The 12,689-nt window shown below is 73.9% G+C and carries 11 protein-coding genes and 2 pseudogenes; 10 read left to right on the plus strand and 3 right to left on the minus strand.

Going from position 1 to position 12,689, the window contains the following annotated elements:
- Positions 1–34: 34 nt before the first annotated feature.
- The 10 genes and pseudogenes from C2L58_RS41905 (at position 35) to C2L58_RS41945 (ending at position 10,267) form a co-directional block, all read left to right on the plus strand.
- The gene (locus tag C2L58_RS41905; protein WP_103343166.1) at positions 35–1,177 is read left to right on the plus strand and encodes an SIS domain-containing protein; all 1,143 of its coding nucleotides are present in this window, start codon (positions 35–37) and stop codon (positions 1,175–1,177) included.
- A complete protein-coding gene (locus C2L58_RS41910) occupies positions 1,178–2,134 on the plus strand; it encodes an N-acetylglucosamine kinase (protein ID WP_103343167.1) in 957 nt (318 codons plus the stop codon).
- A gap of 9 nt (positions 2,135–2,143) precedes the next feature.
- A complete protein-coding gene (locus C2L58_RS41915; protein ID WP_103343168.1) occupies positions 2,144–3,055 on the plus strand; it encodes a DMT family transporter in 912 nt (303 codons plus the stop codon).
- Complete coding sequence (locus C2L58_RS41920; RefSeq protein ID WP_103343169.1) at positions 3,052–3,993, plus strand: 1-phosphofructokinase family hexose kinase; 942 nt, start codon at positions 3,052–3,054, stop codon at positions 3,991–3,993. The genes C2L58_RS41915 and C2L58_RS41920 overlap by 4 nt, the downstream gene beginning before the upstream one ends.
- Positions 3,990–4,844, plus strand: a complete 855-nt coding sequence (locus tag C2L58_RS41925; RefSeq protein ID WP_103343170.1) for a class II fructose-bisphosphate aldolase — start codon at positions 3,990–3,992, stop codon at positions 4,842–4,844. Before C2L58_RS41920 ends, C2L58_RS41925 begins: the two co-directional genes overlap by 4 nt.
- Positions 4,845–4,997: 153 nt before the next feature.
- Positions 4,998–6,173 (plus strand): RICIN domain-containing protein, encoded by a 1,176-nt coding sequence (locus C2L58_RS41930; RefSeq protein WP_233226227.1) that lies wholly within the window; start codon positions 4,998–5,000, stop codon positions 6,171–6,173.
- A gap of 12 nt (positions 6,174–6,185) precedes the next feature.
- Positions 6,186–6,317 (plus strand): annotated as a pseudogene (locus C2L58_RS51085) (RICIN domain-containing protein); the annotation flags it as partial.
- Between the two features lie 96 nt (positions 6,318–6,413).
- The gene (locus tag C2L58_RS41935; protein WP_103343171.1) at positions 6,414–8,195 is read left to right on the plus strand and encodes a serine/threonine-protein kinase; all 1,782 of its coding nucleotides are present in this window, start codon (positions 6,414–6,416) and stop codon (positions 8,193–8,195) included.
- An 81-nt stretch (positions 8,196–8,276) separates the two neighbouring features.
- Positions 8,277–9,479, plus strand: a complete 1,203-nt coding sequence (locus C2L58_RS41940) for a right-handed parallel beta-helix repeat-containing protein (protein ID WP_146073787.1) — start codon at positions 8,277–8,279, stop codon at positions 9,477–9,479.
- On the plus strand, positions 9,476–10,267 hold the full coding sequence (locus C2L58_RS41945; RefSeq protein ID WP_103343254.1) for an FHA domain-containing protein: 792 nt from the start codon (positions 9,476–9,478) through the stop codon (positions 10,265–10,267). The genes C2L58_RS41940 and C2L58_RS41945 overlap by 4 nt, the downstream gene beginning before the upstream one ends.
- A gap of 29 nt (positions 10,268–10,296) precedes the next feature.
- On the opposite strand, the gene C2L58_RS41950 is transcribed toward C2L58_RS41945, so the two are convergent.
- From C2L58_RS41950 to C2L58_RS41960, 3 genes and pseudogenes are all read right to left on the minus strand, one after another.
- Entirely contained in the window at positions 10,297–10,980 is a 684-nt protein-coding gene (locus C2L58_RS41950) for a winged helix-turn-helix domain-containing protein (RefSeq protein WP_103343173.1), read from the minus strand.
- Positions 10,981–11,007: 27 nt separating this feature from the next.
- Positions 11,008–11,205, minus strand: a pseudogene (locus C2L58_RS41955) (helix-turn-helix domain-containing protein); the annotation flags it as partial.
- A 21-nt stretch (positions 11,206–11,226) separates the two neighbouring features.
- Complete coding sequence (locus C2L58_RS41960) at positions 11,227–12,669, minus strand: AfsR/SARP family transcriptional regulator (RefSeq protein ID WP_103343174.1); 1,443 nt, start codon at positions 12,667–12,669, stop codon at positions 11,227–11,229.
- Positions 12,670–12,689: the final 20 nt, after the last annotated feature.

The raw sequence follows: 12,689 nt of genomic DNA on the forward strand, positions 1-12,689 counted from the left end.
CCGGAGGACGAACGGCAAATCGGAGGCAACACCTATGAGCGGGAGCGTGCGGTGGTCCGGCGACAGCCGGACCGCGCGGGAGATCGGGCAGCAGCCCGATACCTGGATCCGGGTCGCGGACGTCGTGCGGCGGGCCCGGCCGGAGATCGGGGAGCTGGTCGGCGCCGCCCTTTCCGGTACCGGCGCCAGGATCGTGCTGACCGGGGCGGGCACCTCGGCGTTCATCGGCGAGGTCGTGGCCCGTGATCTGGCGAGCCACCTCGGCCGCCCGGTGGAGGCGATCGCGACCACGGAGATCGTCGCCGATCCGCGGGCCGTGGTCGTGGACGACCGGCCGATCCTGCTGGTGTCGTTCGCGCGCAGCGGCAACAGCCCCGAGTCCGTCGCCGCGGCGGAGCTGCTGCACCGGCTGGCTCCCGGGCTGTGGCACCTGGTGCTCACCTGCGACCCGCGGGGGCAGCTCGCCCGGCAGTGGTCGGACGCGGAGAACGCCGTCGTGGTGGCCCTGCCGGACGAGGTGAACGACCGCGGCTTCGCGATGACCTCGTCGTTCACCGGCATGGCCTTGGCGGCGCTGCTCGCCTTCGGCCTGGACGTCGACGTCGAGGCGCTGGCGCGCGCCGGGGCGGCAGTGCTCGACGGTGCCGCGGACCGCGCCTCCGCGATCGCCGGCGCCAAGCCGGCCCGGCTGGTGTTCCTGGGCTCGGGACCGCTGCGCGGACTGGCCCGGGAAGCCGCGCTCAAGTGCCTGGAGCTGACCCGGGGCGAGGTGGTCGGCCTCGCCGATTCCGCACTGGGCTTCCGGCACGGGCCGAAGTCGGTGCTCGACGACCGCACGATCGCCGTGGTGTTCCGGTCCGTCGACCCGCACGCGCGGAAGTACGACGAGGACATCGCGCGGGAGCTGGTGCGGTCGCTCGGCGAGGAGCGGGTGGTCGTGGTGGGCGGGGACGACGGCGCGGATCTGGGTGGGGCGCGGTGCTGGCCCGTCCCGTCGCCGCCCGGCGTGCCCGTCGCGGCCTGGGCGCTGCTCGCCGTGATCGCGGCGCAGTCCACGGCCCTCGCCTGCTCGCTCGCGCTGGGCCTCACCCCGGACAACCCGTTCCCCGGCGGCGAAGTGAACCGCGTGGTGCAGGGCGTGGTCATCCACGAGTTCGATCCCACGGAGGTGAGCTGAATGTTCCTCGGTGTCGACGGTGGGGGAACGAAGACGGCGTTCTGCCTGATCGACGCGGCCGGCCGGATCGCCGCGGAGGCGAGGACCGCGAGCGTGTACTACCTCAGCGACGGGCTGCCGATCGTGGAGCCGTTGCTGCGGCAGGGGATCGGCGAAGTGTGTGACACCGCGGGCATCGCGGTCGCGGACATCACCTACGCGTTCTTCGGACTGCCCGCCTACGGCGAAATCAGTGCCGACGTGCCCGAGCTCGACGCGTTGCCGGCGAAGATCCTCGGTACGGCGAACTACCGGTGCGGCAACGACATGATCTGCGGCTGGGCGGGCTCACTGGGGGCGGCCGACGGCATCGGCGTCGTCGCCGGCACCGGCTCGATCGCCTACGGGGAGCACGAAGGCCGGCAGTGGCGCGGCGGTGGCTGGAGCGAACTGTTCGGGGACGAGGGATCCGGCTACTGGGTCGCGATCCAGGGCCTGAACGCGTTCAGCCGGATGGTCGACGGACGGCTGCCGGCCGGGCCGCTGGTCGGCGCCATGCGCGAAGCGCTGGGGCTGGCCGCCGACTTCGACGCGATCGACGTCGTGGTGAACCGGTGGCACGGCGACCGTGGGCGCATCGCGAGCCTGAGCAAGGTCGTGGTCCGGGCCGCGGACGCGGGCGACGCGGTGGCCACCGGGGTGCTCCGGGAAGCGGGGCGGGAGCTCGCGCTGCTCGTCGACGTCGGCCGGCGCGCTCTCGAATTCCCCGACGCACAACGGGTTCCGGTGTCGTACTCCGGGGGCATGTTCGGTTCGGCGCACGTGCTGGCGTCGTTCCGCGACGCGCTTTCCCTCGAGTACGACCTGCGTGAGCCACTGCTGGAACCGCACATCGGTGCCGCTCTCTACGCGGCACGCCTGCACGGACACCCGTTGCGGGCCGGGCAAGTCCACTCGACCGCATCCCTGTCCCGCTGAGGAGCCGAGATGTCCTTCACCCGCACGAACAGCTGGATCCCGTACGCGGGATTGCTGGTGGTGTTCTGGGGCGTCTGGGGAGCCCTCTCCAGCCTGCCCACCAAGCTCTACAACTACCCCGACCCGATGGTCTACGTGCTCTGGGCGCTGACCATGCTCGTGCCCGCGTGGTTTTCGCTGCGGGGCCGGAAGTTCGACCGCGGCCGGGTCGCCGCCGGGTACGGGCTGCTGATCGGGCTCACCGGCGCGGGCGGGCAGCTGGTGCTGTTCAAGGCGCTCACGATCGGACCCGCGTACGTGATCTTCCCGATCGTCGCGCTCTCGCCCGCGGTCACGGTGCTGCTGGCGCTCGGCGTGTTGCGTGAGCGGCTCGGCGGGTGGTCGTGGACGGGTGTGGTGCTCGCGCTCGTCGCCGTGGTCCTGTTCTCCGTCTCCACCGGGGAGGCCGGGGGAGACGGGTGGCTCTACCTGCTGCTGGCGGTCGGGATCTGCGTGGCGTGGGGCGTGCAGGCGTTCTTCATGCGCAAGGCGGCGCTCGCCGGGGTGGACGACGCCTCGACGTTCGGCTGGATGACGATCAGCGGGCTGCTGCTGATCCCGGTCGCCGTGCTGATGATGGGCGGGCTGCCGCTGGCGTTCCCGTGGCAGGCGCCCGCGCTCACCGCGGGCACGCAGCTGCTCAACTCGGTCGGCGCGTTGTTCCTGGTGATGGCCATGAGCCGCGGCAAGGCGTCGATCGTGGCGCCGGTGACCAACGCGCTCGCCCCCGTGCTGACCGTCGTCCTGTCGCTGCTGCTCTTCGGCTCCGCTCCGACCGTGTTCCAGATCGCGGGCATCGTGCTGGCCCTGGCCGGCTCGACCCTGATGGTGTACCGCGCGGAAAAGTCCACGGAACTGGTCCCCGGCAGCGCGGTGCCGTGACGCCGCGGATCCTCACCGTCACCCTGAACCCCGCCATCGACGTGACCTACCGGGTGGACGTGCTGCGCGTGGGGGAGACCGTGCGGGTGCCGGACGTCCGGTCGCGCGCCGGCGGCAAGGGCGTGAACGTCGCGGCGGTGGTCCGGGCGCTGGGCGGCGAGAGCCTGGCGCTGGCGCTGACCACCACCGGCGCGCCGGACGAGTTCCGGGCCGGGCTGACCCGGCTCGGTCTCGCGCACCGGCTCGTGCCCGCGCTGCCCGCGGTGCGGCGGACCGTCGCGGTGGTGACCCGTGCCGACGGCACGACGATGTTGCAGGAGAACGGCTTTCCGGCCGGCGAAGCGGGAGAAGCGGGCATTCTCGACGCGCTTCGCGCCGAGCTCGCGGCCGGCGCGGGCGCCGTCGTCATCTCCGGCAGCGTGCCCGCCGGGCTGGCCGCCGACGTCCCCGCGAAGCTGGCCCGGCTGTGCGTCCGGCACGAGGTGCCGGTCATCGCCGACGTCTCCGGCGCCGCTCTCCGCTTCGCCGCGGGCAGCGGGGCGGTGCTCATGCCGAACGAGACCGAGCTGGCGGAACTGACCGGCCCGGACCGGGCGGCGGCCGACGCCTGTCACGACCTCGTCGCCGAAGGAGCCGCGGCCGTGGTGGCGACCTTCGGCACCGACGGCGCCATCGCCGTCACCCCGCGGGGCGCCTGGCGCGCGCGGCCGGCCGAAGTCGTCACCGGCAATCCGGCCGGTGCCGGGGACGCCGCGGCCGCCGCGCTGGCCAGGCACCTGAGTGACGCCGGGGGAACGTCCGAAGTGGACTGGCCGGTGGCACTGGCGGACGTCGTCGCCACGTCGGCCGCCGCGGTGCTGCGGCCGGTCGCCGGCGAGATCGACGTCGCGGCCAGAGATCGGTGGATTCGTGTGGTGAAAGCGGAGAGGATTCCATGAACTGGGCCGCCTTGCTGGACGACCTGCGAGCGCAGCGGCGCGGGATCGGGGCGTTCAACGCGATCTTGATCGAGCACGCGGAGGCCGTCGTGGCCGGCGCGGAGCTGAGCGGGCTCCCGGTGATCCTGCAGATCTCGCAGAACGCCGTGCGCTACCACGGTTCCCTCGCGCCGTTCGCGGCCGCCTGCCTGCGTCTGGCCGCGAACGCGACCGTGCCCGTGCTGGTGCACCTCGACCACGTCGAGGACGAGCGGCTGATCCACGAAGGACTCGACCTCGGCGTCACCTCCGTCATGTTCGACGCCGCCGCGCTGCCCTACGCCGAAAACGTGGCCAGGACGAAAGCGGTCGTCGAACGCTGTCACGCCGCGAACTGCCGCGTCGAGGCCGAACTCGGCGAGATCGGCGGCAAGAACGGCGCCCACGCCCCCGGCGTGCGCACGGACCCCGCCGAGGCGCGCGAATTCGTCGCCGCGACCGGCGTGGACTCGCTGGCGGTGGCCGTCGGATCGTCGCACGCCATGACCGACCGCAGTGCGGTGCTCGACGAGGCGCTGATCGCCGCGCTCGCGGGGAGCGTTCCGGTGCCGCTGGTGCTGCACGGTTCCTCCGGGGTGACCGACGAGGGTCTGCGCGGGGCGGTGGCGAGCGGCATCGTCAAGGTCAACATCGGCACGCGGCTGAACCAGGTGCTCACCGAAGCGGTGCGCTCCACCCTCGGGGAACACGCGACGATCACCGACCCCCGCCGTTACCTGGCTCCCGGCCGGGACGCGGTCCGCGACGAAGTTTCCAGGTTGCTCACCCTGCTCGCGTGCCGCGATGAAACTTTCCCCGCCATCGCCGGGTGACGGCCGCGTCGAACGAATCGAAAACAAGCGAGTGACCAGTGGTGATCCGGTGACGTGCCGGCGCGGTGCTCCGCCGGTTTGCGCTCGTCGTTGAAGTCGCGGAGCCGTCTTGCCACGCTGAGGCGGAATGTCCACGTGGCGCTGGAGGCGAGCATGCAACGAGGCGTGACACCGGCCCGGGCGGCCGGAATCGTCGTGGCCGTCCTGGCCACGCTGGCCGCGGCCGTGCTCACGGCCGGGCCCGCCCTCGCCCGGCCACGGGACAGCGCGGCGGACAACCCGTACCAGCGAGGCCCCGATCCGACGGTGGCGATGATCGAATCGAGCACCGGCCCGTTCGCGACGGCGTCGGCGAGCGTGCCGGCGGGCCACGGGTTCAACGGCGGACGGGTGTACTACCCGGCCGACACCAGCCCGGGAACCTGGGGTGCGCTGGCGATCGTGCCCGGCTATTCCGCGTTGTTCGCCGACGAGGAAGCGTGGATGGGGCCGTGGCTGTCCTCGTTCGGGTTCGTGGTGCTCGGCGTGGAGACCAGCACCCGCACCGACAGCGCCGACGCCCGCGGTACCGAACTGCTGGCCGCGCTGGACTACCTGACGACGCAGAGCCCGGTGCGCGACCGGGTCGACCCGAGCCGGCTGGCGGTGCTCGGCCACTCCGCGGGCGGGGCCGGGGCGTTGCTCGCGGCGGAAAACCGGCCCACGCTCAAGGCCGCGATCGGGCTCGCGCCCGGCTCGCCGGTGGGCAACCTGTCGCTGGCCACGGACCGGGTGCCGACGATGGTGCTCGGCGGGCAGAACGACACCGTGGTCACGCCGTCCTACCTCAGCGGTCTCTACGCCACCATGCCCGCCTCGACGCAGAGCGCTTTCGCGCAGATCGCCGGCGCCGACCACGTCTACTACACCCACCCCAACAACGTCGAGATGAAACTGCTGATCCCGTGGCTGAAAACGTTCCTGGACAGTGACACCCGGTACCCGGCCTTCCTGTGCCCGGCGCCACCCGATCCCCGCGGTATCTCGGTCTACACGCCCAAGTGCCCGTACGTGCCCGGCAGCACGCCACCGGGGAACGGGACCACCGGCCCGCTGCACGCGGTGGGCGCGGCCAAGTGCCTCGCCGCACCTTCGGCCGGCACCGCGGGCACGCAGGTGACCATCGGCGGGTGCGACGGACGGCCCGGGCAGACCTGGACGCGGACCGCCGACGACCGGCTGACCGTCACGCCGGCCGGCACGCCGCTGTGCCTGGACGCCTCCGGCCAGGGCACCAGTCCCGGGACCAAGGTGATCGTCTGGTCCTGCAACGGCCAGGCCAACCAATAGTGGAACGTCAACCCCGACGGCACCGTCACCGCGGCGGGGTCCGGGCTGTGCCTGGACGTCACCGGTGGTTCCACCGCCGAGGGCGCCCCGGTCGAACTGTGGTCCTGCAACGGCGGCAGCAACCAGCGGTGGAGCCTCGGCTGACCCCGGACGGCGGGCGATGCACGGCCGCCGCTGCGCCGGCACGGTGACGCGGGGTCAGCGAGCCGATACGCGATTTCGTACACTGCCCGCGTGGGCATGGGGCGGGTCGTGGCCAACCGGTACCGGTTGGAGGAAGAGCTCGGCCGAGGTGGCATGGGCGTGGTCTGGCGAGCGGTCGATCTGGAGCTCGGCAGGCAGGTGACGCTCAAACGAGCGCTGGGCGAGGATGCCGGGCAGATCCGGCGCGAGGCGCGGATCGGGGCCGGGCTGCTGCACTCGAACGTCGTCACGGTGTTCGACACCGTCACCGACGGGGACGCCCAGTGGCTGGTCACGGAGTACCTGGCCGCCCGGAGCCTCGAAGAGCTCGTCGACGACGGGGGGCCGCTGCCCGAGGACCGCGTCCGGCGGATCGGCACGCAGCTCGCCGCGGCGCTGGCGGACATGCACGCCCGCGGCATCGTCCACCGCGACGTCAAACCGGGCAACGTCCTGGTGACCGCGGACGACGTCGCCAAGCTCACCGACCTGGGCATCGCCCGCTGGACCGAGGTCACCCGCACCGGCGGCGCCCAGCTCACCGGCACGCTCGGGTACGTCGCGCCGGAGGTGGCCGACGGCGCCGAAGCCGGGCCCGCCTCGGACGTCTTCTCGCTGGGGGCCACCCTCTACGCCGCGATCGAAGGCCGGTCGCCGTGGGGCTCGGGCGAGGACGGCCCGTTCGCGCAGATGCGCCGCGCCGCCGCCGGCCGCCCCGCGCCCGCCGAGCGCGCCGGATCGTTCGCGCCGGTGCTCGCCGCGCTGATGGCCCGGCACCCGGCCGACCGGCCCGCCGCCGCCGAGGTGGTCACCCTGCTCGCGGCGGACGCGCCCGCGCCGCTACGCCGACCCGGCCGCCGCCTGCGCCGCCGGCTGCTCGCCGGGGCCGCGGTGGTGGCGGTGGCCGCGCTGGTGGCCGGGTTCGTCCTCGCCCGGCCGCTGTGGACGACCACCACCGCCGCCGCCCCGGCCGGGCCGAACACCCTCGGCGCCGACCCGGCCGGGACGGACCCGTGCGCGGCGATCTCGCTCAACTCGCTCACCGGGTTCGGCCGGCCGTTCGTGGACCCCGAGGTGCTGAACTTCGGCACCTGCGTGGTCACGACCACGCTGGCCGACAAGTCCGGGCAGGTGCAGACCCGGCTCGACCTGACCGGCCCGCTGCGGTACCCGCCCCGGCCGCCGGTGCCCGGGAAGATGGGTGAAATCGAGTACCCCGAGGCCCACGACGGCTCCTGCGAGCGCGCCATCTCGCTGGCCGACGCCAACCGGATCGTCGTCACCTCGCACCCGGTGAACCGGGCGCAGGACGCGCCGCTGTGCTCCTTCTCGGAGTCGGTGCTGTCCGGTGTGCTCGCCACGCTCGCCAACGGGCCCCTGCCGCGGCGCGCCCGGCCGTTCCCGGACTGGTCACTGGCGCACGTCGACGCCTGCGGCCTGCTCGACACCGCCACGACGTCGGCGGTGCTGGGCCGGGCCAAGGAACCGGACCGCGGGTTCAGCGGCTGGAACTGCACCTGGGAGCACGACCCGCGCACGATCACCGTGGAGTTCAGCCGGGAATGGCCGATCGAGGGCGACGACGAGGTGCCGGGCGCCCGGATCCAGGTGGGGAACCGCAAAGCCGTCATCGCGCCGGTGCCGGGCGGCCACCCGGAGTGCGCCGTGAAGGTCGTGCACCGCTTCTACACCCCGGCGCTGCCGGTGCTGAACGGCACCGAGCCGAACCGGGAGGAGATCGCCGTGGTCTCCGTCGAGGACACCACGGCGGCCGGTGGGGACGCGCTGTGCGCGACCGCGCGCTCGCTGGCGGAGGTCCTCGTCCGGCGGCTGCCGTGAACCGGGGACCGGTCCCCGGCGGCCTCGGCTAGAAAGGGGCAGCCGGCCCGGATCCGCGGGCCGGAGGAGGCGGGACGAGAAGTGGCGATACGGGTACTGGCCGGGGTGGCGCTCCTGGTGGCCATGGCCGGTCCGACGGCCGAGGGGGCCGCCGGACCGGTGCCCCGGACCTGGCGGGTGGGGCCGCACGGGGAGTACGCGGGAGTCCAGGCCGCGGCCGACCTGGCCCGCCCGGGGGACACGATCGCGATCGAAGCCGGCACCTACCCGGGTGGGCTGACCGTCCGCCGCGACGGCGCCCCGGGGCGCCCGATCCGGTTCACCGGCACCGGCGGCACCGCGGTGCTGACCGGGACCGGCGGCCCGGCCGGGCTGCTGGCCGTCGGCGGGCACGGCTGGCTGGAGTTCACCGACGTGACCGTGGCCGGCTCGACCGGCTTCGGTGTGTACGCCGAGGGCGCGCACGACCTCGTGTTCGACCGCTTCGGCGTCGACGGCGCCCGGGACGGCGGGCTCGCACTGGTCGGTACGCGGCGCGTGCGCGTCGCGGACTGCGACATCCGCGGCACCAACTCCCGCGGCACCTCGGCCGACCACGAAGCGCTGACCATCGCCTCGGGCTCGTCGGACGTCGAGGTGTCCGGCTGCCGCGTGCACGGCAACGGCGAGGAAGGCATCGACGTCAAGTACGACGAAGCCGCCCGCGTGAAGATCCACCACAACGTCGTCACCGGCAACCGCGGACCGGACGTCTACGTCGACTCCTCGTCCACTGTAAACGTCTACGCCAACGTGGTCGGCGATACCCGCGAGGCCACCAAGGCCGGCATCGGCCTCGCCGTCGAGGACTACTCGGAAAACCGGCTGCTCTCGGACATCCGGGTCTTCGACAACCTGTCCACCGGCAACGCGCAGGCCGGGCTGAGCCTCTGGGTCGAGTCGACCGGGACCATGCGCGACCTGAAGATCGTCAACAACACCTTCGCCGGCAACGCCCGCGGCTCCCTGCTGATCGACGCGGACCGGTTCACCGGGACGAACACCCTGCGCAACAATGTGTTCGGGGACGGACCGGTCGACGCCGGGCCGTTCGCCGCCGACCACAACTTCGCCGGGAACCCGGGCTTCGCCGATCCGGCCCGCGGCGACTACCACCTCGCCGCGGGCTCGGCCGCGATCGACGCGGGCAGCCCCCGGCACGCTCCCGCGTTCGACCTCGACGGCGTCGCCCGGCCCGCCGGCGCGGGCTTCGACATCGGCGCCTACGAACGGAGGTGGCCGTGACCACCCAACGCCTCGACCCGCACCGCCGGCGCAGCCTGCGCCACGGCGTCGCCGACACCGTGCCGGGCACGTTGAGCGCGCTCACCGTCACCGGTGGCGTCGCGGTGCCGCCGTCGCCCGGGAGCCGGGTGACCTTCGGGCGCAACCGGCTGGAAGTGGACGTCTGCGTCGGCGAGGAAGACGTGCGGATCAGCCGGGTCCACGGGCTGCTCCTGCGCGAGGGGGACCGCTGGTGGCTGCGCAACACCGGCCGCTCGCCGATCCGGCTGTCCGACAGCGTCCTGCTGCACCGCGACAGCGAACCGCTGCCGCTGGCCGACGGCTACACCGCGCTGTTCCTGCGCGGCACCCGCGAGCACGTGCTGGAGCTGCTCGTCTCGGACGGCGAGACCGGTGTCGCCACGGGCCGCCCGACGCACCCGACGGCGCCGCCGAAGCGGTGGCGGCTGTCCCGGGAGGAACACCTCGTGCTGGCGGTGCTCGGGCAGCGTTACCTCGGCTACGACCCGCAGCCGCTGCCGCTGTCCCGGCAGCAGGCGGCCGCCGAGCTCGCCGACCGGCGGCCGCAGGAGAACTGGACGGTCAAGCGCGTCGAGCACCTTGTTTCCCGGGTCCGGCAACGGCTTTCCGACGCCGGCGTGCACGGGCTGCGGCGGGAGGAGGTGGGGGAGCCGGTGGGGCTGACCCTGACCGTGAACCTGCTTCGCGAGCTGGTGTTGTCGACGACGCTGGTGCCGATGGACCTGGAATGGCTCGAGCTCCCCGATCCGCCGCTGTCCCCGGGATGACGGCGGCGGCGGTTTCCCGGCGGCCCGGCCTACTCGCGCCCCTGCTCGGTCCGCCCGGCCCGGCCGAGCAGGTAACCGACGCCGCGGACCGTGTGGATCACCGGTGGTTCGCCGAGTTTGCCCCGCAACTGGAGGATGAGGACGTCCAGGACGTTGGTGGTGGGGGCGACCAGCTCGTCCCAGCCGGCGGCGAGCAGGTCGGCGCGGCGGACCGGTTCGCCCGGTGTGGCGAGCAGGCGGCGCAGGACGGCGAACTCCTTGCCGGTCAACGTGAGCAGGACGCCGCCGCGGCGCGCCTCGTGGCGGCCGGTGTCCAGCTCGAGGTCGGAAAACCGCAGGACGGGGGCGGGGCCGGTGCCGCTACGCCGGCACAGGCTCCGCACCCGGGCCAGGAACTCGGCCATCGCGAACGGCTTCACCAGGTAGTCGTCGCCCCAGGCCAGCCCGGCGATGCGGTCGGCCACGGTGTCCCGCGCGGTGAGGAACAGGACCGGTACGCCCCAGCCGCTGCGGCGGCGGTCCGTCACGTAGGCCAGCGAATCGCCGGCGGGCAGCATCCGGTCGAACACCACGCAGTCGTAGGCGTTGACGCTCACCGCTTCGTCGGCTTCGGGCAGGTCGGCGGCGACGTCCACCGCGAATCCCGCGCCGCGCAGGGATGCCTCCACGGCCACCCGGAGATTCTCGTCGTCTTCGGTGACCAGCACACGCATGCTGCGCAGCGTAGCGTGATCGGCCACTCAGCCCACGTCGAGGAGCCAGCCGCGATCGGCCGCCTTCACCCCGGCCTGGAACCGGCTTCGCGCGCCGAGCCGGTTCATGATGCCGGAGACCAGCCGGCGCACGGTGCGTACCGAGATGCCCAGCCGCACCGCCGCCGACTCGTCGGTGTAGCCGGCCGTGAGCAGCGTGAGCAGCTGCCGTTCCCGATCGCTCAATTCGTCGTGGACACTCATGGCTCACGCGACCTTTTCGGGTTCGCGCCGCCGGCTCGTCCACAGTGGATGGACCGAAGGGGTACCCGCGGTCGCCGCGGCTTCGCGCAGGGCGGCCGGAAGGCCGTGGCAGCGCCGCACGGTCGCGGCGACGGCCGGCTCGTCCGCGACCGCGCCGCGTTCCCCGGCCACCGCGCGGAACAGCGCCGCCGCCTCGGCCGGGGACATCGGCCCGAGCCGGACGCGCACCGCGCCGTCGACGTGCAGGGTCTCGGACCGGCCGGTGATCAGCGCCGCGCTCGGGCCGGTCGCGGGCAGCAGCGGCTCCACCTGCGCGGCGTCCGCGACGTCGTCGAAGAGCAGCAGCACCCGCCGGAACGCGAGTTCGGATCGCCACAGCGCGGCCCGTCCGTCCGCGTCGGCCGGGACGAGCGCGGGCGGGATGCCGATGCTGTGCAGCAGCCTGGCCAGTACCGTCGCGACCGGCACCGGCGAGCCCGCCGCGTGCAGCGCGACGGAGAACTGGCCGTCGGGGAACCGCGCGGCGAGCCGGTGCGCCGCGTGCACGGCGAGGGCCGTCTTGCCGGCCCCGGCCGGGCCGGTCACCACAGCGATCCGCGGGGTGCCGGTGCACGCGCGGTCCAGGAGCTCGAGCTCCCGGGCGCGGCCGGTGAACAACGGCGTGTCGCGGGGCAGCTCGCGCCGGGGCGGCCGCTCGGCGGGGCGGGCGCCGCACTGCATCGCCCGGAGCGCCTCCGCCAGCTCGGGCCCCGGCCGGACGCCCAGCTCGGCGGCCAGGACGCGGCGTGCCTCGTGGTACGCGGCGAGCGCCTGGGCCGGGCGTCCCAGCGTGTGCCACGCGCGGACCAGCCGCGCCCACGCGTCTTCGCGCAGCGGATCGTCGGCGGTGAGGGACCGCAGGGTCGTGACGGCGTCGGCCGTGCGGCCGAGCGCCAGCTGGGCCTCGGCGAGGCACGCCCACAGCTCACGCCGGAGGTCGTCGAGCCTCGCCACCGTGCCGCCGAGGTCGAGGTCCAATCCCTCGTACGGCCGCCCGCACCAGAGCCCCAGTGCTTCGGTGGCCAGAGCGAACGCCGTCTCCGCCGCACCCGCGGCCAGCGCGTGCCGGGCGTTCTCGGCCGCTTCCGCGGCGCACTGGGCGTCGAGCTCGCCCGGAGCGACCCGCAGCCGGTAGGCGCCGGGCCTGCTCTCGATGCGCGGGCCGTCTTCGTGGCCGGGCAACAGCCGCCGCAGCCGCCACACGTAGGTCTTGAGGTTGGCCTCGGCCGACGCCGGGGCGCCCGGTTCCGGCCAGGTGGCCGCGATCAGCCGGTCCACCGTGATCCACGCATTGGGCTCCACGAGGAGGGCGGCGAGCACCGCGACGGGCTTGCCGCCGCCGAGCCGGCACCCGAGACCGTCGTGGCCCCGCACCTCGAGTGGTCCCAGGACCTGGAAGAGCACCATGCTCACACCCCCGCTCCGTC

This window comes from Amycolatopsis sp. CA-126428 (genome assembly GCF_002904335.1).
GTDB lineage: Bacteria > Actinomycetota > Actinomycetes > Mycobacteriales > Pseudonocardiaceae > Amycolatopsis.

What these genes read in the sequence shown, in the direction of transcription:
- C2L58_RS41905 (WP_103343166.1), top strand. Translation starts at nt 35, where the DNA reads ATGAGCGGGAGCGTGCGGTGGTCCGGCGACAGCCGGACCGCGCGGGAG.
- C2L58_RS41935 (WP_103343171.1), top strand. Translation starts at nt 6,414, where the DNA reads ATGGGGCGGGTCGTGGCCAACCGGTACCGGTTGGAGGAAGAGCTCGGC.
- C2L58_RS41910 (WP_103343167.1), top strand. Translation starts at nt 1,178, where the DNA reads ATGTTCCTCGGTGTCGACGGTGGGGGAACGAAGACGGCGTTCTGCCTG.
- C2L58_RS41960 (WP_103343174.1), bottom strand. Translation starts at nt 12,669, where the DNA reads ATGGTGCTCTTCCAGGTCCTGGGACCACTCGAGGTGCGGGGCCACGAC.
- C2L58_RS41930 (WP_233226227.1), top strand. Translation starts at nt 4,998, where the DNA reads ATGCAACGAGGCGTGACACCGGCCCGGGCGGCCGGAATCGTCGTGGCC.
- C2L58_RS41925 (WP_103343170.1), top strand. Translation starts at nt 3,990, where the DNA reads ATGAACTGGGCCGCCTTGCTGGACGACCTGCGAGCGCAGCGGCGCGGG.
- C2L58_RS41950 (WP_103343173.1), bottom strand. Translation starts at nt 10,980, where the DNA reads ATGCGTGTGCTGGTCACCGAAGACGACGAGAATCTCCGGGTGGCCGTG.
- C2L58_RS41915 (WP_103343168.1), top strand. Translation starts at nt 2,144, where the DNA reads ATGTCCTTCACCCGCACGAACAGCTGGATCCCGTACGCGGGATTGCTG.